This window comes from Rhodococcus sp. p52, assembly GCF_000763325.2.
GTDB classification, from domain to species: domain Bacteria; phylum Actinomycetota; class Actinomycetes; order Mycobacteriales; family Mycobacteriaceae; genus Rhodococcus; species Rhodococcus pyridinivorans.
In genome coordinates this window covers 1876475-1897539 of record NZ_CP016819.1, presented here as the reverse complement: position 1 = coordinate 1897539, position 21065 = coordinate 1876475, and the positions used below count along the sequence as shown (strand labels likewise).

The window sequence follows — 21065 nt, the reverse complement described above, 5'->3', positions numbered from 1 at the left end:
ACGAGCGGGGCCGCTCGGTCACTCGGCGTACCACTCGCTCTCGACCCGACCCGAGGTGGCACCGAACCACAGCTGGGTCCCCAGGGTCTCGAGCGCGGGCACACCGGAGTGCGAGGGGGCGGCGAGGAGCAGTTCGCCTGCGCGCCGCCCCTTGTCCTTCTGCGGTTGCCTCACGGTCGTGAGGCCTTCGCGGATCGCTTCGTCGATGCCGTCGAAGCCGGTGATCGACAGGTGGCCGGGCACGTCGAGACCCATCTGATTGGCCCAGGCGAGAGCGCCGAGCGCGAGCACGTCGGTGGTGCACACGAGCGCGGTGATCCGCGGGTTCATGCGCATGATCTGCGCCGCGGCGGACAGGCCGTCCTCCGCGGTGTGGGTGTAGCGCTCGACGACGGTGAGCGATTCGGGGGCCAGCCCTGCGGCGCTCATGGCGTCCTGGACGCCGCGGATGCGTTCGCGCTGCACGTGGAAGGCGCCGGATTCGAGGGTCGACAGGTCGACGACCCCGTCGTGCCGTTCGCGGCCGAGGCGCATCGACAACATGCCGATCTGGCGGTGGCCGAGTTCGATGAGGTGGGCGGCGAGATCGCGCATCGCCCGCCGGTCGTCGATGCCCACCACCGGGGTGCTCTCGAGCCCGCGCGGCTGGTCGCACGCGACGATCGGGAGGTGCCGTTCGAGCACGGCAGCGAGATAGGGGTCCTCGGCGGGGACCGAGTAGACGACGAAGCCGTCGACGGACGAGCGGTGCACGACCTGTGCGGCCTCGTCGTCGGTCCGGCCCGGTCCGGCGGGGATGAGCAGTAGTCCCTGTCCGGCCGCTTCGCAGGCCTCGGACAGTCCCGACAGGAAACTCATGGCGGCGGGATCCCGGAAGGAATAGCTCAACGCTTCGGTGAGCAGGACCCCCACCGCTCCTGCCTTGCGGGTGCGCAGCGACCGCGCCATCGGATCCGGGCCGGCATATCCGCGTCGTTTGGCGACTTCGAGGACACGTTCGCGTAGCTCGGCGGACAACTGGTCGGGGCGGTTGTACGCGTTCGAGACCGTGGTGCGGGAGATCTTCAACTCGGCGGCAATCGACGCCAGGGTCGCCTGTCGGCGCGGCTGACGAGACCTGGACATGAGAGGACCGTAGTCCTGTGTCCATGGTCACGACCACCCAGGGATGGTAGGAGGGCTCGGTGTCGTCCGCTAAAGTGGAACGGTAACGGTTACCAATAACGTTTGGGTCGGTCGCTCGGTCGTTCCGGACCCCGTTCGTCGAAGACCGCCGATCCTCAGGAGAAGAACTGTGCGACTGTCCTCCCGCACGGCCCTCGCAGCCGCCGCCGTAGCCTGCGCGACCGCCCTCGCCGCGTGCGGCACCGATACCTCCGGCGCCGACGACGACGAGATCAGCGTCGTCGCCTCCACGAACGTGTGGGGGTCGATCGCGCAGGCGGTGGCCGGAGACCGCATCGAGGTCCGCTCGCTCATCACCGAACCGAACGCCGACCCGCACTCCTACGAGGCCAGCCCCCTCGACGCCGCGGCGATCTCCGACGCCTCGCTCGTCGTCTACAACGGCGGTGGCTACGACCAATTCGTCGACGACATCCTCGGCGCCACCGGGGACAAGCCTGCAGTCGTGGAGGCCTTCGCCCTGTTCGAATCCGGCGCGTACTCGGATCTGCACGCCGGACACGATCACGGCGACGAGGACGGCACCGACGACGCCATCGAGAGCGACTCGGAGACAACCGTTTCCGAGGACCACTCGCACGAGAGCGGTGAGGTGTCCGACGCCGGCGACGGGCACTCGCACGAGGGTCACGACCACGGCGGCATCAACGAGCACGTCTGGTACGACCTCGCGACCGCCGACGCCGTCGCGCACGCCGTCGCCGAGCAGCTCGCCGAACTCGACCCCGACGGCGCCGCCGTCTACGAGGCCAACGCCGCGGGCTTCCACGAGAACCTGCACTACGTCGCGGATGTTGTCGACAAGCTCGCCGACACACACGGCGACGCACCCGTCGCCCAGACCGAGACGATCGGCCACTACCTCGTCTCGGCCGCGACGCTCGACGACATCACTCCCCCGGACTTCACCAATGCCATCGAGAACGGCACCGATCCGTCCCCGGCGGCGATCGCGGCGACACGGCAGTTGTTGGTCGACAAGCAGGTTCGCGTCCTGATCTACAACCCGCAGACCGAGGACCGGATCAGCCGCGAGATGCGCACGGCAGCAGAGTCGTCGGGCGTCCCCGTGGTCGAGGTTTTCGAAACCCTGCCCGAAGGTGTCGACTACATTCAGTGGCAGGCCCGGACCGCCGAGACCCTCGCCGCCGCGCTCGAGACCGCCTCCTGACCATCCGATCGAGAACACGGACTCCGGTGACACCTCCTCCATCCGACCGCACGCCCACAGTCGAACTCCGCGATGCCCGGCTGGCATTCGGCGATCGGGTCCTCTGGGACGGACTCGACCTCGTCGTCGAACCCGGCGAGTTCCTGGCGGTGCTCGGACCGAACGGTGCCGGCAAGACATCGCTGCTCAAGGTGCTGCTCGGCCAGCTCCCGCTCACCTCCGGAACCGCGACCATCGCCGGGCAGGCCGTCCGGACCGGGAACTCGCACGTCGGATACGTGCCGCAGCAGAAGTCTCTCGACGAGGGCGTCCCGCTGCGGGGACGCGATCTCGTGGGCCTCGGCATGGACGGACATCGCTGGGGCACCGGCCTGCGCACGCGCCGGCGGCGCCGCGTCGCGGTCGACGACGCGATCGCTCAGGTCGGCGCAGAGACCTATGCCGGAGCCCCGATCGGCACGCTCTCCGGTGGTGAGCAGCAGCGGCTGCGTATCGCGCAGGCGCTCGTGGGAGATCCGCGCGTCCTCCTGTGCGACGAGCCGCTGCTCAGTCTCGATCTCGCCAACCAGCACCTGGTGTCGGCGCTCATCGACCGCCGCCGCCGCGACCACGACACCTCCGTCCTGTTCGTCACCCACGAGATCAATCCGATCCTGCCGCTGGTGGATCGCGTGCTGTACCTCGTCGACGGCCAGTTCCGCATCGGCACCCCCGCCGAGGTGATGACCTCGCAGGTGCTTTCCGAGCTCTACCGCACCGACGTCGAAGTGCTCGAGATGCGCGGCCGCCTGGTGGTCGTCGGCACCGGCGACGCCATCGACGCGCTCGGCAGCGCCGGCGGACTGCGCCCCGGGGAAGGCGTCCACCACGATCACGAGGATCACGAATGAGCAGCAAGTTCACCGACGCCCTCGGGCGGATGTTCGACGTGGAGACCACCGTCGAACTCCTGCAGTACGACTTCGTGCAGCAGGCGCTCGTCGCCGGTGCGATCCTCGGTCTGCTCGCCGGCGTGATCGGCCCGCTGATCATCAGCCGTCAGATGGCGTTCTCCGTCCACGGCACCTCCGAACTGTCGCTCACCGGTGCCGCGGCGGCGCTCATCATCGGGGTCTCCGTCGGGATCGGTGCGGTCGCGGGTGCCGTGATCGCCGCGATCCTCTTCGGGGTCCTGGGGACACGTGCCCGCGAACGCGACTCCGTCATCGGCGTGGTGATGGCCTTCGGACTCGGTCTCGCCGTCCTGCTGCTGTGGGCCTACGACGGACGCACCGGCGCCGCCTTCTCGCTGCTCACCGGTCAGATCGTGGCGCCCGGCGGTACCGGCATCGCCCTGCTCGCCGCGTGCGCTGCCGTCGTGATCCTCACGCTGCTGGTGATCTACCGTCCGCTATTGTTCGCCAGCACCGACCCGGAGGTCGCGGCTGCACGCGGCGTCCCGGTGCGCGCATTGTCGATCGTGTTCGCGGTGCTCGTCGGTGTCACCGCCGCACTCGGTGTGCAGATTGTCGGCGCGCTGCTGGTGATGGCACTGCTCATCCCCCCGGCCGCCGCGGCGGCCCGGGTGGTCAGCGGGCCGCTCGCCGCCACGGTGCTGTCTGTGGTCTTCGCGGAGATCTCGGCGGTCGGCGGCATCCTGCTCGCGCTGGCGCCGGGCGTGCCGGTCTCGGCGTTCATCACGACGATCGCGTTCGTCATCTACATGATCTGCCGCGTGATCGGCACCGCCCGCAACCGACGTGGTTCCGGGCGGGTCGCCGCAACTGCCTGATTCACGGCCCGTCGGGACGTGATCTTGACGCGCTCCTCGACGTCCGCCCAGTTTCCCGAGGTTGCTCCAGTAACGGGACGTCACAGACATCGGGGGTGGAGAGTGCAGCACGTCACGCGTCGTTCCTTCGCATCGACAACCCCGACAAGCGGTTCCTGTGGCACCGGTCGAACCCCGAGGTGTTCGGTCGTCACCTCGCCTTCGAGCCCTACACCGGTCTGGTCGAGGCGTGCGTCGGCGAGAACATGACGGCCCTGTGCGCCGCCGGTGTCGGCGGCGGGTCGCTCGTCTACCAGGGCATGACGCTGCAACCCGACGAAGCGGTGTTCAACGCCCACTTCCCGAACGAACTCGGCTGGGCGCGCATGGACCGCGTCCACTACCCGCGCGTCGCGCAGATGCTGCACCTGGCCGTGGCGCCCGACGAACTCGTCGACAGCCCCAACTACGCGACCTCGCGCATCTTCGCCAACCGTGCGCGGAAGGCCGGCTTCCCGATCGACAAGATCCCGATGCCGATCGACTGGGACTACGCGCTCGCCGAACTCCGCGACGAGATGGCCCCGGCTACACCGACGGTTCGGGTGCGATGGGTGTCAACAACGGCGGCAAGCACTCCGTCGACGTCACCTACATCGCGGAGGCCGAGGCGACCGGTCTGGTCACCGTCGCGACGCAACACGAGGTCACCGACATCCAGGCCTCCATTCCCGGCTTCTACGGGATCGACATGCGCAGCACCGTACTGGTGGGCTACGGCGTCAGTGAGGGTCGCGGGCACTTCGTCTACGACGCCGCTCGCGACGACGCCGGCCTGCGCTGGCCGCACGAAGGGGACGCGGTGCTGCAGACGGGTCACATCGACCCCACCGTGCGCCGCATCGCCGGCGAACGCGCCCTCGACGACATCGTCGTCCGCGACGTCGGAACGGTCTTCTGAGCGGGCATAGACTCGGGTCGTGACCCGCATCGACCTCAACAGCGACCTCGGCGAGAGCTACGGCCGGTGGCGTCTCGGCGACGACGAGACCATGCTCGACATCGTCACCAGCGCCAACGTGGCGTGCGGATTTCACGCCGGCGACCCGGCGACACTGCTGCATACGTGCCACGGCGCCGCGAAGCGCGCGGTAAGGATCGGTGCCCAGGTCGGCTACAACGACATCGGCGGTTTCGGCCGCCGCTTCATCGAGGTGCCGTCGGCGGATCTCACCGCCGAGATCATCTACCAGATCGGCGCGCTCGACGGTCTCGCCCGGGCGGCCGGTTCGTCGGCGAGCTACGTCAAACCCCACGGCGCGCTGTACAACGCGATCGTCCATCACCGCGAACAGGCCCGTGCGGTCGTGGATGCGGTACGCGCCTACGACGCCTCGCTGCCCGTCCTCGGACTGCCCGGCTCCGTCTTCCTCGAGGAGGCCGAACGGGCCGGACTGAAGGTGGTCGCCGAGGCGTTCGCCGACCGCGCCTACACCCCCGAGGGCACGCTCGTCTCCCGACGCGAACCCGGTGCGGTACTGCACGATCCGGAGGAGGTCGCCGAGCGGGTCCTGCGCATGGTCACCGAGGGGGTGGTCACCGCCGTCGACGGCAGCGACATACGCGTGAACGCGCAGTCGGTGTGCATCCACGGCGACTCCCCCGACGCCACGGCGATGGCCGTCGCCGTGCGCCGCCGCCTCGACGCCGAGAAGATCGACATCCGGGCGTTCGTGTGAACGCCCGACACCGCGAGGTCCACCGATGAAAATCCTTCGTGCCGGAGACAGCGCCCTGCTCGCCGAATTCGATTCCCTCGACGAGGTTCTCGCCCACTTCCGGGCACTCGACCGCGAGCGGCCGCGTGGCGTCGTCGATCTCGTGCCGGCGGCGCGGACACTGCTGGTGTGCTTCGATCCGTCGGAGACCGGCGCGCAGGTCGTGCACAAGTGGGTCACCACCCCCCCGCCGGTGTCCGGGGACGACGTCGACATCGAGGAGGTGACGCTCGAAGTCCGGTACGACGGCGTCGATCTCGAAGAGGTCGGCGAGTTGACCGGCCTCGGCGCGGACGGCGTGATCGCCGCCCACACCGGCAGCCTCTGGACGGTCGCCTTCGGCGGGTTCGCGCCCGGCTTCGCGTATCTCACCGGCGGGGATTCTCGATTGCACGTGCCGCGTCGCAGTTCACCGCGCACCTCCGTCCCGTCCGGCGCCGTGGGACTGGCGGGTGAGTTCTCGGGCGTCTACCCGCGGAAGTCGCCCGGAGGATGGCAACTCATCGGAACCTCCGATGCCCCGCTGTGGCAACCGGACCGGACTCCTGCGGCGCTGCTGCGACCGGGATGTGCGGTGCGCTTCGTCGCGATCTGAACCGTCCCCGGATCCACTGCGCCGCTGCGCTCAGATACCGAGCACGGCCTTCGCGACGAGGAAATAGATCACCAGGCCGGTCGCGTCGACGAAGGTCGTGATGAACGGATTGGAGAAGACCGCGGGGTCGGCGCGGATCGATTTGGCCACCAACGGCATCGCACCACCGACGGTGGCGGCGAGGGTGCAGATGCTCACCAGCGTCAGCCCGATCACCGCGCCCACCGACGAGTCGTAGACCAGGGACGTCAGGACGAACGCGACCGAGCCCAGCAGGACACCGAGGGACAGACCCACCCGGAGTTCGCGGGCGATCCCCCCGCCGATGTCGCGTGGCGTCACGTCGTCGAGCGCCAATGCGCGGGTGACCGTGGTGGCGGCCTGGTTTCCGGCGTTGCCTCCGGTGCCGATGATCAGCGGCACGAACAGCGCCAGGGTGACCACCTGATCGAGGGTCGACTCGAACACCTCGAGGACCTGGACCGTGAGGGTCGCGCCGAGTGCCAGGAAGAGCAACCACACCACCCGCGAGCGCACCAACTGCCCGACGGGTGTCGCGAGATAGGGCCGGCGCAGCGGCTCGGTACCGCCGATGCGCGCCTGGTCCTCGCTGTCGGCGGCTTCGAGGATCCGCAGGGCGTCGTCGACGGTCAGGATGCCCACCAACCTGGTCTCGCTGTCGACGACGATCAACGCCAGCAGTTTGAGTTCGGCGCAGCGGCGCGCGGACTCCTCGGCGTCGTCGGTCACGCGCGCCCAGTAGGGCTCGTTCATGATGTCGGCGAGCACCGTTCCCGGCGCCGCAGTCATCAGCTCGCGCAGACCGACCACCCCGACGAGCACACGACCGTCGTCCACCACCGGCAGCGTGTACACCGTCTCCGCGTCGTCGAGCCGACGACGCACGGCGTCCATCGCCTGCTCGACGGTCATGTCCTGCCGCAGCGACACGAAGGCCGGGCTCATCCGCCGGCCGATCGACCGCTGCGGATAGCCGAGGATCGTGGCGGTCACCTCGCGGTCGGCGGGCGGCAGGCCGCGCATGAGGGTCGACGCGACCGTCGCGGGCAGTTCGTCGAGCAGTTCCACCCGGTCGTCGGGTTCGAGGTCGGCGAAGATTGCGGCCACCTGATCGTCGCGCAACCCGCGGAGCAGTTCGCTCTGCATGCTCGGGTCGAGCTGTTCGAAGACGTCGATCGCCCGGTCCTTGGGCAGCAACCGGTAGAGCACTGCTCGATCCGTCCGACCGAGCCGTTCGAGCACGTCGACGACCTGTTCGACGCTCAGTTCCGCGACAGCGTCGTGCGCGGCCTGAAGGTCGTCGGCCTCGACGGCCTTCTCGATCAGTCGCGTCGTCGCCGCCCGGACGTCTGCTTCATCCATGATCGTCACCTCCTTCCTCATGATCTTCAACCTAACGCGATCGTTCGGCCGGAGTGCGGACGTGCGATCGAAGCCGGTGAGTGAGAATGAACATCGTGGCGTGGTTCGAGGTGCTCTCCGGCGGAATGCTCACGACGGTCCAGGATCGCGGACGTCCCGGTTACGGTTCCTCGGGCCTCACCCGGTCCGGTGCCGCCGACCGGCGCGCACACGACGCCGCGAACCGGCTCGTGGGGGACCAGCCGGACGCGGCGACACTCGAGGTGACCGGCGGCGGTCTCGCCGTCCGCAGCGTCGGCGAGACGATCGTGGCCGTGACCGGTGCCCGCGCCGACGTGACCGTGTGCGACCGGCCGGTCGGCGACTGGGCGCGCATCACCCTCCGCAACGACGACGTGCTGCGGATCGGCGTCTCGAACGAAGGCCTGCGGATTTACCTCGCGGTACGCGGCGGCATCGATGTGCCGGAGGTGCTCGGCAGCAGGTCCACCGACATCCTGTCGCACACCGGACCGTCACCGGTTCGCGCCGGCGACAGTCTGCTCGTCGGGGCGATGTCGGGCCCCCTGCCCGACGAGGAGCAGTTCCCACCACCGCCGCCGATGGACGACCCCGTGGAGATCCGGGTACGGCCCGGCCCGCGCGACGACTGGTTCACACCCGGATCACTGCGGGCACTGTTCCACGAGACCTGGACGGTGACATCGGAACTCGATCGGGTGGGCATCAGGTTCCACGGTCCGGGTCGCCTGCACCGTGCACGGCACGAGGAGATGCCCAGCGAGGGCATGGTTCCCGGGTCGCTGCAGATACCGCCGGACGGGCATCCGGTGCTGTTCCTCGTCGACCATCCCGTCACGGGCGGTTATCCGGTGGCCGCGGTGGCGGTCGCCGCCGATCTGCCGGTCGCGGCGCAACTGCGTCCCGGACAGCGGGTGCGGTTCGTGCCGGTACGGTGATCGCTGCTGGGTGACCGTCAGGCGCGTGACGGCACGGAGGTGTCGTCCTCGTCGGTCGGGTCGGTAGCCGTCACCCGACGTACGAAGGTGATCGCCTCGTCGAGTGCGTGTGTCGCGGGCGGAGAGATGCCGGGCAGGCTGAGATAGCCGTGCACGGTGTCGGGATAATCGGTCTCCGCGACGTCGCCGCCCTTGGCCCGCAATGCTTCGGCGTATCGAACGGCGTTGTCGCGCAACGGGTCGTGCCCGGCGATCTGGACGAGGGCCGGTACGACGGCACCGGCGAGCGTGCCGCGCAGGGGAGCCGCGGTCGGCGCATACGGATCGGCTCCGGCCAGATACAGGCGCACGAACGCCCGCATACCGCGGGAGGTGAGCACGGGAGCGTTCGCGAACTGCCGCTCCGACGGGAACTCCTCCTCCATCTCCGTCGCCGGATAGATCAGCACCTGACCGGCCGGCAGCGGACCACCCGAGCGGCCGGCCACGTCGGCGACGACCGCGGCGAGGTTGCCTCCGGCACTGTCACCGGCGACCACGACGCGGGACGGATCACCGTCGAGTTCCGCAGCGTGTGCGACGACCCACCGGAACGCCGCCCAGCAGTCCAGCACTGCTGCGGGATAGGGATGTTCGGGGGCGAGCCGGTAGTCCACCGACACCACGACGCTCGGGGTCCGCGCGGCGGTGTGGCTCGCCCACCACTCGTTCTGCTCCGGATTGCCGAGCACCCACCCGCCGCCGTGGAACAACAGCACGACCGGCAGCGGACCGCTCGTTCGCGCCGAGGGCCGATAGATCCGCAGACGGGTCCGGACCGGGGAGTCCTCGGGGGCGAGATCGTCGATCACCTCGTGCTCGAGATCGACCCATCGGTCCTCGATCCGCACGCCGGGATGCGTCCGGCCCGAGATCAGCCGTCCGACCGGGGACGACAGGAGCTTCGTGCGCGCAGCACGACGTGCCGGGATCTCGTCGACGGACGCGTCGGCAATGGACTTGTCGGCGAAGCGTTCGAGGAAGGCGAACACCTTCGTACGGAACGGCAGGGATGCGACCACGAGGACAGACTAGGCCCTCGCGACCGCAGCTCGGGCAGACTCGATCAGCCCCGACGCTGCCGCGCGATGTCCGCGAGCACCACGCCCGCCGCGACGGAGGCGTTGAGCGACTCGACGTCTCCGGCCATCGGGATGGAGAGAACGGCGTCGCAGGTCTCCCGCACCAGGCGCGAGAGTCCCTTGCCCTCCGACCCCACGACCACGACGACGGGATCGGTGCCGTCGAAATCGTCGAGGTTGGTGTCGCCACCGGCATCGAGACCGACGACGCGGACACCGCGGGACTGCCAGTCCTTGAGCGTGCGCGTGAGGTTGGTGGCACGCGCGACGGGCAGTCGCGCTGCGGCACCGGCGCTCGTGCGCCATGCCACGGCCGTCACCGACGCCGAACGGCGCTGCGGGATGACCACACCGTGGCCGCCGAAGGCCGCGACCGAACGGATCACCGCGCCGAGATTGCGCGGATCGGAGATGTTGTCGAGGGCCACGAGCAGCGGACGCTCGTGGTTCTCCGCGGCGCGGGCCAGCAGGTCGTCGGGGTGCGCGTAGCGGTACGGCGGCACCTGCAGGCCGATGCCCTGGTGCATCCCGTTCGACGACAGACGGTCGAGTTCGGAACGCGAGACCTCGAGGATCGAGATGCCCATCTCGGCCGAGCGCTGCACGGCTTCCTTGAGCCGCTCGTCGGCCTCGGCGCCGAGGGCGACGTACAGAGCGGTCGCGGGCACACCGGCACGTAGGCACTCGACGACCGGATTGCGGCCGAGCACCATCTCGGGCCCGTCCTCGGCCTTGCGACCGGCCGCGGGACGACGACCGCCACCGCGCGGGTCGGCGGCCTTGGCCGCGGCCCGGGCACGCCGTGCGGCGGGGGGGTAGGGCCGGTCCTCGGCCTTGGGGGTGGCGCCACGCGCTTCGAGCCCGCGTCGCCGCTGCCCGCCGGACCCGACGACCTGCCCCTTCTTCGTGCCGCCCTTACGAATAGCGCCGCGACGCTGGGAATTGCCTGCCATCACTGTCCTGCTTTCAGAGACCACTCGGGTCCGTTGGGCGTATCGGTCACTTCGACCCCCGCGGCTGTGAGGCGGTCCCGCACCTCGTCGGCCACCGCCCAGTTCTTCTCGGCCCGGGCGGTCGTGCGGCGTTCGAGATCCGCGCCGACCAGCACGTCGAGTGCCGCGAGTGCGGCCGACCCTGAATCGTCGGTGGAGCACCAGTGCTCGTCGAGCGGGTCGACACCGAGGATGCCGAGCATGCTCCGGACCTGCGAGGCGATCTGCACGGCCGTGTCGAGATCGCCGTTGTCGAGCGCCTTGTTGCCCTTGCTGCGCTTGCGGTGTATTTCCGCGAGCGCCTTGGGCACACCGAGATCGTCGTCGAGAGCCTCGGCGAAGGCCTCGGTCCACTCGCCCACGGGCACCTCGCCCGCGCGGTCGCGGGTCTTGAGCACGAACGACTCGAGTCCCCGGTACGCTGCGGCCGCTTCGGCGAGCGCGTCGTCGGAGTATTCGAGCATCGAACGGTAGTGGGCGCTGCCCAGGTAGTAGCGCAGTTCCTGTGGCCGGACGCGGGCGAGCACGTTGGGGATCGACAGCACGTTACCGAGCGACTTCGACATCTTCTCGCCGCCCATCGTCACCCAGCCGTTGTGCAACCAGTAGCGGGCGAAGCCGTCGCCGGCGGCGCGGGACTGCGCCATCTCGTTCTCGTGGTGCGGGAAGACGAGGTCCATGCCTCCGCAGTGGATGTCGAAGGTGCCGCCGAGATAGAAGCCGGCCATCGCGGAGCACTCGAGATGCCAGCCGGGGCGACCACGACCCCACGGGGTGGGCCAGGACGGCTCACCGGGCTTCTCGGCCTTCCACAGCGTGAAGTCGCGGGGGTCGCGCTTGCCGAGTCCGGCGCTCTCACCCTGGTGGACGTCCTCGATGCGGTGTCCGGAGAGGGCACCGTATTCGGGGTAGCTCAGCACGTCGAAGTAGACGTCGCCGTCGGCCGCGTAGGCGTGCCCGGCGTCGATGAGGCGCTGGATGAGTTCGACCATCTGCGTGATGTGGCCGGTCGCGCGAGGTTCCACCGAGGGAGGAAGCACACCGAGCGCATCGTAGGCGCGGTTGAAGGCCCGCTCGTAGGTCGCGGCCCACTCCCACCACGGCCGACCTGCCTCTGCCGCCTTGCGGAGGATCTTATCCTCGATGTCTGTGACATTTCTCACAAACAAGACATCGAGACTCTTGGTAGCGAGCCACCGGCGGAGCACGTCGAACGCAACGCCGCTGCGTACGTGCCCGATATGGGGTTCGCCTTGGACGGTGGCCCCACACAGGTACACCGAGGCCTGGCCGGGGACCAGCGGTTCGAAATCCCGCACGGCCCGCGATTCGGTGTCGTATAAGCGCAAGGTCACGACCGTCTATCCTACCGCTCGTCCTGCTGGGCCAGGACCAGTGCGGTCGCAACCGCCGCCACACCTTCTCCCCGGCCGGTGAGCCCGAGTCCGTCCGTGGTGGTCGCCGACACGGAGACCGGACCGCCGAGCGCCTCGGACAGCACCGCCTGTGCCTCCTCGCGCCGCGGCCCGATCTTCGGGCGGTTCCCGATCACCTGGACGGCGGCATTGCCCACCACCCAGCCGGCGTCGTCGAGCAGGCGACGTACCTCGCCGAGCATCGCGACACCGGAGGCGCCGGCCATCTCCGGTCGGCCCGTGCCGAAGACCGATCCGAGGTCGCCGAGACCGGCGGCCGAGAGCACCGCATCGCACAGCGCGTGCGCAGCGACGTCCCCGTCGGAGTGACCCGCGCACCCGTCGGCGTCCTCGAACAGCAGACCGGCCATCCAGCACGGCCGTCCGGCCTCCACGGGATGCACGTCCGTTCCGATGCCGACACGCACGATGCTCACATCTCCTTCTCGGTGCGGACGCCGGACGCGAGCACGGTCCGTGCCAGCACCAGGTCCAGTGGGGTGGTGATCTTGAAAGCGAGAGGGTCTCCCACGACGGTGGTGATCCGCTCCCCCAACCGCTCGACGAGTCCCGCGTCGTCGGTCGCGTCGGCGGCGTCGCGGTTGGCCCGCTCGAGCAATTCGACGTCGAATCCCTGCGGCGTCTGCACCGCGCGGAGGGTCGACCGGTCGGGAGTCCCGGTGACGACTCCGTCCTTGTCGACACTCTTGATGGTGTCGACGACGGGCAGGACGGGGATCACCGCTTCGCTGCCGGCCCGCAACGCGTCGACGACCCGGACGAACAGCTCGGCCGGGGTGAGCGCACGCGCGGCGTCGTGGACGAGCACGAACCGCGCGCCCGATGCCGCCGCAAGACCGGCGCGCACCGAGTCGGCGCGTTCGGCGCCACCCGCGACGACGGTGACCCGGTCGGCGAACGACTCGCCGACGAGCCGGTCCGCGGGCGTCGCAGCCAGTTCGGGCGGCGCGACGATCACCACTCGATCGATGACCGCTGAAGCAAGCATCGCCTCGACCGAGCGGTCGAGCATCGTGCGGCCGTCCAGTTCCACGAACGCCTTGGGCAGTGGTTCTCCCAGGCGAACACCGCGGCCGGCCGCCGGAAGGATTCCGACGACCGGCCCGTTGCGATCGCTCATGTGCAGTTTGCCGATGTCTCGCGCGTCAGGAAGCGGCGGCGAGAACCTCGTCGAGCATGGTCTCCGCCTTGACGTCGTCGGTGCCCTCGGCGAGCGCGAGCTCACCGACGAGGATCTGACGTGCCTTGGCGAGCATCCGCTTCTCACCTGCGGACAGGCCGCGGTCCTGCTCCCGGCGCCACAGGTCGCGCACAACTTCTGCGACCTTGTTGACATCGCCGGAGGCCAGCTTCTCGAGGTTGGCCTTGTACCGCCGTGACCAGTTGGTGGGTTCTTCCGTGTGGGGTGCGCGCAGCACCTGGAAAACCTTGTCGAGGCCTTCCTGCCCGACGACGTCGCGCACTCCGACGTACTCCGCGTTCTCTGCAGGTACCCGGACCGTCAGGTCGCCCTGCGCGACTTTCAGAACCAGATATTCCTTCTGCTCACCCTTGATGGTGCGTGTTTCGATTGCTTCGATCAGCGCCGCACCGTGGTGGGGGTATACGACGGTGTCTCCGACCTTGAAAATCATGTGTCCCGTGCCCCTTTCGATTCTCCCAGTTTAACACGTGACCACATCACCCTCCCGTCAACGATGCAGGTCAGGGGCACCGAGCACTGAGCGTAGGGCTTGACAGGCAGTTGCTTCCGTGTATCGGGTGACCTCCGACACACCCGTCCGTGGGCGCCTGTCGATCTCGTCTTCCGCGCGCGAATCCGCACGAGATCCGGCCCCGACGTACACAGCGCGCACGGGAACTACTACTCTGCCTAGTGGATTGCGAGCCTTACTCGAGTGGAGGAACCCGTGACTGCTCTCAAAGCGCCGACTCGCCGAGTCGTGACCGCTCTCGCCCTTGCCGCGGGAGCGGCGCTCACGATGTCCGCGTGCAGCGCCGGTCAGATCACCCAGACCTCGACCCAGGTCGCGGCCATCAACGGTTCCAACGTGGACGCCGGCAGCCTCGCGCTGCGCAACGTGCACGTGATCTACCCCAACTCCGAGGAGTACAGCATCGAGCCCGGCGGCACCGCCCAGCTCGGCTTCACGATCGTCAACCTCGACCCGTACGTGGGCGACAACCTCACCGGTATCTCCACCGATTTCGCGGCTTCGGTCACGGGCACTCCCATCGAGGTCCCTCCGCAGTCCTCCGTGGTCGCCGGCGTCTCCGAGGCGAACGCCGCCCTCGTCGAGGAGGTCGACGAGTCGCCGCGTCCGAACAGCACCGAGGAGACCCCCTCCCCGGCCCCGGCAGGCGTCGTCAACAACGTCGAGCTCGTGAACCTCTCCGAGGGTGTCCGCCCGGGCCTGACCATCCCCGTGACCTTCACGTTCGCCGAGGCCGGCGACGTAACCCTGTCCGTGCCGATCGACGCCGGCCCGGAGCTCCCCCGCGACGAGTCGGAGCTCTCGCCGATCGTGGGCGAAGCACACTAGGACTTCCTGCTGGAGGGCCCGGTCGAGCACAGCTCGGCCGGGCCCTCCTCGCATCCGCTCCGGTGTCGGTGCGACCGACTATCCTCCGGCCGTGGCAAAGACCAAGACCCTCTACCGCTGTTCCGACTGCTCGCACACCGTCGCGAAGTGGGTCGGGCGCTGTCCCGAATGCGGAACGTGGGGGTCGATGGACGAAGCACCCGTCCAACCGGTCGCGGTCGCCTCGCGGTCGGGTACCTCGCTCGCCCGCGCCGGTGCCGCCGCCGTGCTGCCGAGCACCCCGGCCACCCCGCTGTCGCAGATCGACGGCAAGGCCACCCACGCGAAGCCCACGGGCATCCCCGAGCTCGACCGCGTCCTCGGCGGCGGTGTCGTACCCGGTTCGGTCGTCCTGCTCGCCGGCGAACCCGGTGTCGGCAAGTCCACGCTGCTCCTCGAGGTGGTGCACCGCTGGGCGTTGCGCGGCGAAGCCGATCGCGCGCTCTACGTCACCGGCGAGGAGTCGGCCGGTCAGGTGCGCCTGCGCGCCGACCGCACCGGCGCCGTGCACGACCGGGTCTATCTTGCCGCCGAGAACGACCTCGCGACGATCTTCGGGCACGTGGAGCAGGTCAAGCCCACGCTGCTGGTCGTCGACTCCGTCCAGACGATGCTCGCCGCCGACGTCGACGGCGTGACCGGCGGTGTCACGCAGGTCCGCGCAGTCACCAGCGCCCTGACCTCCCTCGCGAAGTCCAGCGGCATCCCGGTGCTGCTCATCGGCCACGTCACCAAGGACGGCGCGGTCGCCGGTCCGCGTTCCCTCGAGCACCTCGTCGACGTGGTGCTGCACTTCGAAGGCGACAAGCACTCCACGCTGCGCATGGTGCGCGGGGTGAAGAACCGGTTCGGAGCCGCCGACGAGGTGGGCTGCTTCGAACTTGCCGAGGACGGGATCGTCGGCGTCAGCGACCCGTCGGGATTGTTCCTGCAGCACCGCGACGAGGCCGTGCCCGGCACTGCCGTCACGGTCACGATGGACGGCAAACGCCCGCTCCTCGGTGAGGTCCAGGCGCTCGTGGTGCCCACGCACAATCCTTCACCGCGACGCGCCGTGAGCGGTCTCGACTCGGCGCGGGTGGCGATGGTGCTCGCGGTGCTCGAGCGTCGCTGCGGGCTCGGCCGGCTCGGTAACTGCGACGTCTACGCCTCCACCGTCGGCGGTATGCGGATCACCGATCCGTCCGCCGACCTCGCACTCGCACTCGCCGTCGCCTCAGCCGTACGCGACCAGCCCGTCCCGGCCGGCACCGTGCTGCTCGGCGAGGTCGGTCTCGCCGGGGAGGTCCGTCGTGTCGTCGGTGCGGGTCGCCGACTCGCGGAGGCGAACCGGCTCGGCTTCGACCGCGGGGGGGTTCCGCGCGATGTCGAGGGGGTCCCGAAGGGCATGAAGAAGTTCGAGGTGTCCAACGTGGCGCAGGCACTGTCGACCCTCACACGCTGACCTGCGGACATGTCGGCAGCGCCGATCTGCCGAGGTGTCGGCGGCCGGTGCGAACATGTGTTCGTGTCCGATGCGACGGTGCTGCATGCCGATCTCGACGCGTTCTACGCGTCGGTGGAGCAGCGCGACGATCCGTGGCTGCGCGCCAAACCGATCGTCGTGGGCGGGGGCGTCGTACTCGCGGCGAGCTATGAGGCCAAGGCTCACGGCATCGTCACCGCGATGTCGGGCCGAGCCGCCCGCGCCCTGTGCCCGGGACTGATCTCGGTGCCTCCCCGCATGGAGGCCTATGCGCAGGCCTCGCGCGACGTCTTCGCGATCTTCGATCGCACCACACCGATCGTGGAGGGGATCTCCATCGACGAGGCGTTCCTCGACGTCTCCGGTCTCGGGCGCATCGCAGGCAGACCCGTCGACATCGCCGCACGCCTGCGCCGCACGGTCGCCGAGGAGGTGGGGCTGCCGATCACCGTCGGTGTCGCGCGCACCAAGTTCCTCGCCAAGGTCGCGAGCGGGGTGGCCAAGCCCGACGGACTGCTCCTCGTCCCTCCGCACGCCGAACTCGAGTTCCTCCATCCGTTGCCGGTGGAGCGGTTGTGGGGCGTCGGCAAGGTGACGGCGGCGAAGTTGCACGCGCACGGTCTGCGGACCGTGGCCGATGTCGCCGCCCACTCCGAGTCCGATCTCGTCTCGCTGCTCGGACGCACGGCGGGACGCCACCTGCACGCGCTCGCGATCGGTCACGATCCGCGTCCGGTCCGGCATCGGCGGCGCAGTTCGATGGGCGCGCAGCACGCGCTCGGCCGCGGACCCCACAGCCTCGAGTCGGTCGGCGAGACGCTGCAACTGCTCGTCGACCGCGTGGGCCGGCGGATGCGCCGGGCCGGACGCCTCGGCCGCACGGTGGTCCTGCGGATGCGCTTCGCCGACTACACCCGCGCGACACGCTCTCACACGCTGCCCGGGGCCACCGCACGCACCGATCTGCTGTCGGCGGCGGCGCACGACCTGCTCGAGCAGACCCGACCGCTCATCGCCGAGCGCGGTCTCACGCTCATCGGGATCGCGGTGACGAATCTCGTCGGTGAAGGCGTCGAGCAACTCGAGCTGCCGTTCGACGAGCCGGTCGAGGCCGCCGGGGACAGTACTGCAGACACGCGAACGCAGCACCGCGCCGTCGACCGGCATGCCCTCGATGCCGTCCTGGACGATCTGCACTCCCGCTACGGCGCGGGCGCGGTCACTTCCGCGGCGTTGCTCGGACGCGACCACCGGCCGGGTGTTCCGCTGCTCCCCGACGGACCGGAGACCTGAACGCGAAAACCCGGAGGGCGGAAATGTCAGACGGCGGAGATGTCGTGTTCACTCTGCGGGATGCCGTCGGCGTAGTCGCGGCCCTTCGCGAAGTGCTCGTGCCCGACGACGACGAACAACCCGACCGACGACGCCACCACGACGTCCGGATCGGCCGGCGGACCGGCGACGATGCGCGCCTCCGCACTGGTGTAGACCTTGCGCCGCACCAAGCCGTCGACGCGGGCGCGGAACTCGAGCACCGAGCCCAGGGGGATGGGACGGGCGAAGTCCGTCTCGAAGTGCCCGGTGACGACGGCGGTCCGCAGGGCGGCGTTGCACGCCATTCCCTGGACCTCGTCGAAGGCCGTCATGAGGATGCCGCCGTGGATGAATCCCGGTCCGCCCTGGTAGCGCGTGGCGACGTCGAGACGGCCGAGCACCTCGAGGCCCTCGCCGATCGTGAACTCCATCGCGAGGCCGGAGGGCTGGTCGTCACCACACCCGAAGCACTTGTTCCAATGCTGCGGTACCGGCGCACCCGGGCCGGGATGATCTTCCGGCAGATCGGGAACGACGAGGTCGTCGGGCAAAGTCCAGGTGCTGCGCATAAGCAAGTAATGTAGTTGCGCGGTCGGGGCGCCGATCCACGAGTCCGCGCATTGTGACGACGACCGCAGACCGCACAGGGGAAGGAAGTCCAGATGACCGAGTCGGCGCCGGCATCGACGCTGAGCGACACCATCGCTCGTCTGGCGCCCGGCACCGCGCTACGCGACGGTCTCGAACGCATCCTCCGCGGCCGCACGGGCGGCCTGATCGTCCTCGGTTTCGACGACAAGGTCGCCGAGCTGTGCGACGGCGGTTTCGAACTCGACGTCGAGTTCGCCCCCACCCGACTTCGGGAGCTGTCGAAGATGGACGGCGCCGTGGTCGTGTCCACCGACGGTTCGCGCATCGTGCGTGCCAACGTGCAACTCGTGCCCGATCCGAGCATCCCCACCGTGGAGTCCGGCACCCGGCACCGCGCCGCGGAACGCACCGCAATCCAGACCGGATATCCGGTGGTTTCGGTCAGCCAGTCGATGAGCATCGTCAGCGTGTACGTCGACGGTCGCCGCCACGTCATCAACGACTCCGCGACCATCCTGTCCCGGGCCAACCAGGCCGTCGCGACACTCGAGCGCTACAAGGCCCGACTCGACGAGGTGACCCGGCAGTTGTCCGTGGTCGAGATCGAGGACATCGTCACGCTGCGCGACGCGCTCACCGTGGCGCAGCGGCTCGAGATGATGCACCGCCTGTCCGTGGAGATCGAGCAGGACGTGCTCGAACTCGGGACCGACGGTCGCCAGCTGGCCCTCCAGCTCGAAGAACTCGTCGGCGACAACCAGCTCGCCCGGCAGCTCATCGTGCGGGACTATCTTGCGGGCGAGCACGTCCCCACCCAGCAGGAGGTCGAGCAGGCGCTCGAGCGTCTCGCACACCTGACCGACGTCGACCTGCTCGCCCTGACGAGCCTCGCCCGCGCCTTCGGCTATTCGGGCACCATCGAGGCCCTCGACACCTCGATGAGTCCCCGCGGTTATCGCGTGCTCCATCGGGTGCCGCGCCTGCAGGCCCGGCAGATCAACCGGCTCGTAGGTGCGTTCGGCACACTGCAGGGCCTGCTCGCGGCCACCGCTGCCGATCTGCAGGCGGTCGACGGGGTCGGCGCCCTGTGGGCCCGGTACATCCGCGAGGGACTGTCGCGGCTCGCCGAAGCCGCGATCAACCACTACGACTGAACAACTACCGGACGAGCAGCAGGTCAGGGCGTGATGTTGAACGGCTCGGGCGCGCTGCGCAGGCCGCCGAGCTGCCCGACCACTGTGTACGCGCCGGGACCGACCGGTTCGCGCGGCGCCTGGCAGCCGGGCTCGGAGGTCGTCGCCGACCACTTGACGGAATAGGCGGCCTGGTCGCCCGGAGCGAGCGACCGGATGTCGGCGGTCGATTCGGGGAAGCAGTCGGTGTTCGCCCAGAGTCGCTCGTTGCCGTCGAGACTGTAGACGAGCACCTGCTGAAGGCCCGCACCGAGGTCGCGTTCGCACTGCGACGTGCCGATGTTGGTGATGACGATCGTGAAATCGGGTTCGGAACCGACCCGGTAGTTCGGCTCGTCCGCCGTCACCCGCACGGCGAGCGACTGATCGGAGCACTGCCCCGGCGGAACCGGAGCAGCGGAGGTGGTGGCGGACGTGGACGTGTTGTCCGCGTCGTCCGCGTCCTCCGAGGCCGAATCCCCTGCACTACGCGTCCCGGACGAACCCGAGGATCCACCGCTCCGCGTGGTGCTCGCGGACGCCGCGTCGGCGGACGCATCGGCCGCCGTCGTGGTGGCGGAGGTCGTCACCTCCGCTGCTGCGGGTTCGGGATTCTGATCGGGGTCGTCGCCGCCGGTCAGCGCCACTACGAGCCAGATGACCAGAGCCAGCACGACCACCGAGACTCCGATCGCGAGAATGCGTCGTCGCCAGTAGATCTCGGGGGGCAGAGGACCGGTCGGTTCAAGCACGCCCCCCACGGTATGTGCCACAGGCTGCGCACGGCTACACCGCCGTCGGCGTGTCGCTGTGACCTGCAGTCACATCGTTGTGACCGCAGGTGCACCCGTCTTCAGTTGTCGGAGACCTCGCCGATGTCTCCGAAGTGGCCCCGCAGACTCACCTTGCCGTCCTCGAGCTTGTAGGTGACGCCCACGATGGCGCAGCGGCCGTCGGCGATGCGGTCGGCGATGATCCGCGAACGATCCGTGAGCAGCTTGCCCGTCTCGACGACGTGGCGCCCCTCGAGTTCGTCGACGGTGGACAGACCCTCGGCCCTGCCCATCAGGATCGAGGGAGCGACACGCTCGACGAGGCTGCGGATGTGGCCGCCCGGCACCGTGCCCTTGTCGAGGGCATCGATGGTCGCCGCCACGGCACCACAGCTGTCGTGACCGAGGATGACGATGAGCGGAACGTTGAGGATGTCGACTGCGTACTCGATGGAACCGAGGACGGAACTGTCGATGACGTGACCCGCGGTACGGACCACGAACATGTCGCCGAGCCCCTGGTCGAAGATGATCTCTGCGGCGACGCGGGAGTCTCCGCAGCCGAACAGCACGGCGGTGGGGTGCTGGCCGTTGACGAGTTCGGCGCGACGATCGATTCCCTGGCTCGGGTGCAGCGGCGTGTCGCTGACGAAACGATGATTACCCTCGGTCAGGGCTTTCCAGGCGGAGATGGGATTGGAGTTCGGCATGCGTACATTATTCACCTGCGCACATGTCCGATTTCGTTCGACATCTCCTCAGCGGATCCCCACACCCGACCCCGTGACCGGAGGAGAC

The 21065-nt window shown here is 69.2% G+C and carries 21 protein-coding genes and 1 pseudogene; 11 read left to right on the top strand and 11 right to left on the bottom strand.

Going from position 1 to position 21065, the window contains the following annotated elements; all coding sequences use genetic code 11:
- Nucleotides 1-18: 18 nt before the first annotated feature.
- A complete protein-coding gene (locus tag IM25_RS08775) occupies nucleotides 19-1125 on the bottom strand; it encodes a LacI family DNA-binding transcriptional regulator (protein WP_033096920.1) in 1107 nt (368 codons plus the stop codon).
- A gap of 169 nt (nucleotides 1126-1294) precedes the next feature.
- On the opposite strand from IM25_RS08775, the gene IM25_RS08770 reads away from it, so the two are divergent.
- The 6 genes and pseudogenes from IM25_RS08770 (at nucleotide 1295) to IM25_RS08740 (ending at nucleotide 6479) form a co-directional block, all read left to right on the top strand.
- Nucleotides 1295-2356, top strand: coding sequence for a metal ABC transporter solute-binding protein, Zn/Mn family (locus IM25_RS08770; RefSeq protein ID WP_033096921.1), 1062 nt, complete (start codon nucleotides 1295-1297; stop codon nucleotides 2354-2356).
- A gap of 26 nt (nucleotides 2357-2382) precedes the next feature.
- On the top strand, nucleotides 2383-3246 hold the full coding sequence (locus tag IM25_RS08765) for a metal ABC transporter ATP-binding protein (RefSeq protein ID WP_006550472.1): 864 nt from the start codon (nucleotides 2383-2385) through the stop codon (nucleotides 3244-3246).
- Nucleotides 3243-4127 carry a metal ABC transporter permease gene (locus IM25_RS08760; RefSeq protein ID WP_065995968.1) on the top strand — a complete coding sequence of 295 codons (885 nt, stop codon included), beginning with the start codon at nucleotides 3243-3245 and terminating at the stop codon, nucleotides 4125-4127. Before IM25_RS08765 ends, IM25_RS08760 begins: the two co-directional genes overlap by 4 nt.
- A 128-nt stretch (nucleotides 4128-4255) precedes the next feature.
- Nucleotides 4256-5028: pseudogene (locus tag IM25_RS26760) on the top strand (hypothetical protein); the annotation flags it as partial.
- Nucleotides 5029-5086: 58 nt separating this feature from the next.
- Nucleotides 5087-5845, top strand: coding sequence for a LamB/YcsF family protein (locus tag IM25_RS08745; RefSeq protein ID WP_019290174.1), 759 nt, complete (start codon nucleotides 5087-5089; stop codon nucleotides 5843-5845).
- Nucleotides 5846-5870: 25 nt separating this feature from the next.
- The gene (locus IM25_RS08740) at nucleotides 5871-6479 is read left to right on the top strand and encodes a 5-oxoprolinase subunit B family protein (RefSeq protein ID WP_065995967.1); all 609 of its coding nucleotides are present in this window, start codon (nucleotides 5871-5873) and stop codon (nucleotides 6477-6479) included.
- 30 nt (nucleotides 6480-6509) lie between these two features.
- Here the strand turns inward: IM25_RS08740 and mgtE are convergent, their stop codons facing one another.
- A complete protein-coding gene (gene mgtE / locus IM25_RS08735) occupies nucleotides 6510-7862 on the bottom strand; it encodes a magnesium transporter (protein ID WP_065996506.1) in 1353 nt (450 codons plus the stop codon).
- 86 nt (nucleotides 7863-7948) lie between these two features.
- Here mgtE and IM25_RS08730 point away from each other — a divergent pair, with 86 nt between their 5' ends.
- Nucleotides 7949-8821 carry a biotin-dependent carboxyltransferase family protein gene (locus tag IM25_RS08730; protein WP_065995966.1) on the top strand — a complete coding sequence of 291 codons (873 nt, stop codon included), beginning with the start codon at nucleotides 7949-7951 and terminating at the stop codon, nucleotides 8819-8821.
- A 17-nt stretch (nucleotides 8822-8838) separates the two neighbouring features.
- On the opposite strand, the gene IM25_RS08725 is transcribed toward IM25_RS08730, so the two are convergent.
- From IM25_RS08725 to carD, 6 genes are read right to left on the bottom strand one after another with little or no spacing between them, the layout of a single operon-like run.
- The gene (locus tag IM25_RS08725; RefSeq protein WP_033096924.1) at nucleotides 8839-9882 is read right to left on the bottom strand and encodes an alpha/beta hydrolase; all 1044 of its coding nucleotides are present in this window, start codon (nucleotides 9880-9882) and stop codon (nucleotides 8839-8841) included.
- Nucleotides 9883-9926: 44 nt separating this feature from the next.
- A complete protein-coding gene (rlmB, locus tag IM25_RS08720; protein ID WP_065995965.1) occupies nucleotides 9927-10895 on the bottom strand; it encodes a 23S rRNA (guanosine(2251)-2'-O)-methyltransferase RlmB in 969 nt (322 codons plus the stop codon).
- Nucleotides 10895-12289: a cysteine--tRNA ligase gene (cysS, locus tag IM25_RS08715; protein WP_006550483.1), complete on the bottom strand. Its 1395-nt coding sequence runs from the start codon at nucleotides 12287-12289 to the stop codon at nucleotides 10895-10897. The genes rlmB and cysS overlap by 1 nt, the downstream gene beginning before the upstream one ends.
- 11 nt (nucleotides 12290-12300) lie before the next feature.
- Nucleotides 12301-12777 (bottom strand): 2-C-methyl-D-erythritol 2,4-cyclodiphosphate synthase, encoded by a 477-nt coding sequence (gene ispF / locus IM25_RS08710; protein ID WP_024102859.1) that lies wholly within the window; start codon nucleotides 12775-12777, stop codon nucleotides 12301-12303.
- 5 nt (nucleotides 12778-12782) lie between these two features.
- On the bottom strand, nucleotides 12783-13490 hold the full coding sequence (ispD, locus tag IM25_RS08705) for a 2-C-methyl-D-erythritol 4-phosphate cytidylyltransferase (protein ID WP_033096925.1): 708 nt from the start codon (nucleotides 13488-13490) through the stop codon (nucleotides 12783-12785).
- A gap of 25 nt (nucleotides 13491-13515) precedes the next feature.
- Complete coding sequence (gene carD / locus IM25_RS08700) at nucleotides 13516-14004, bottom strand: RNA polymerase-binding transcription factor CarD (RefSeq protein WP_006550486.1); 489 nt, start codon at nucleotides 14002-14004, stop codon at nucleotides 13516-13518.
- Nucleotides 14005-14280: 276 nt separating this feature from the next.
- Between carD and IM25_RS08695 the strand changes: the two genes are divergently transcribed.
- The 3 genes from IM25_RS08695 to dinB all read left to right on the top strand — a co-directional run bounded on the left by IM25_RS08695 (nucleotide 14281) and on the right by dinB (nucleotide 17710).
- Nucleotides 14281-14913, top strand: a complete 633-nt coding sequence (locus IM25_RS08695) for a hypothetical protein (protein WP_033096926.1) — start codon at nucleotides 14281-14283, stop codon at nucleotides 14911-14913.
- 91 nt (nucleotides 14914-15004) lie between these two features.
- Nucleotides 15005-16396, top strand: a complete 1392-nt coding sequence (gene radA / locus IM25_RS08690; RefSeq protein ID WP_065995964.1) for a DNA repair protein RadA — start codon at nucleotides 15005-15007, stop codon at nucleotides 16394-16396.
- A 57-nt stretch (nucleotides 16397-16453) separates the two neighbouring features.
- Nucleotides 16454-17710, top strand: coding sequence for a DNA polymerase IV (dinB, locus tag IM25_RS08685; protein ID WP_019290182.1), 1257 nt, complete (start codon nucleotides 16454-16456; stop codon nucleotides 17708-17710).
- A gap of 26 nt (nucleotides 17711-17736) precedes the next feature.
- Here dinB and IM25_RS08680 read toward each other — a convergent pair whose 3' ends face one another.
- The gene (locus tag IM25_RS08680; protein ID WP_006550489.1) at nucleotides 17737-18300 is read right to left on the bottom strand and encodes a PaaI family thioesterase; all 564 of its coding nucleotides are present in this window, start codon (nucleotides 18298-18300) and stop codon (nucleotides 17737-17739) included.
- Between the two features lie 93 nt (nucleotides 18301-18393).
- On the opposite strand from IM25_RS08680, the gene disA reads away from it, so the two are divergent.
- Nucleotides 18394-19476, top strand: a complete 1083-nt coding sequence (disA, locus tag IM25_RS08675) for a DNA integrity scanning diadenylate cyclase DisA (RefSeq protein WP_065995963.1) — start codon at nucleotides 18394-18396, stop codon at nucleotides 19474-19476.
- Nucleotides 19477-19499: 23 nt separating this feature from the next.
- On the opposite strand, the gene IM25_RS08670 is transcribed toward disA, so the two are convergent.
- Both IM25_RS08670 and IM25_RS08665 read right to left on the bottom strand, forming a co-directional pair.
- A complete protein-coding gene (locus IM25_RS08670) occupies nucleotides 19500-20246 on the bottom strand; it encodes a hypothetical protein (RefSeq protein WP_033096927.1) in 747 nt (248 codons plus the stop codon).
- A gap of 101 nt (nucleotides 20247-20347) precedes the next feature.
- A complete protein-coding gene (locus IM25_RS08665; RefSeq protein WP_019290184.1) occupies nucleotides 20348-20977 on the bottom strand; it encodes a carbonic anhydrase in 630 nt (209 codons plus the stop codon).
- Between the last annotated feature and the right edge of the window lie 88 nt (nucleotides 20978-21065).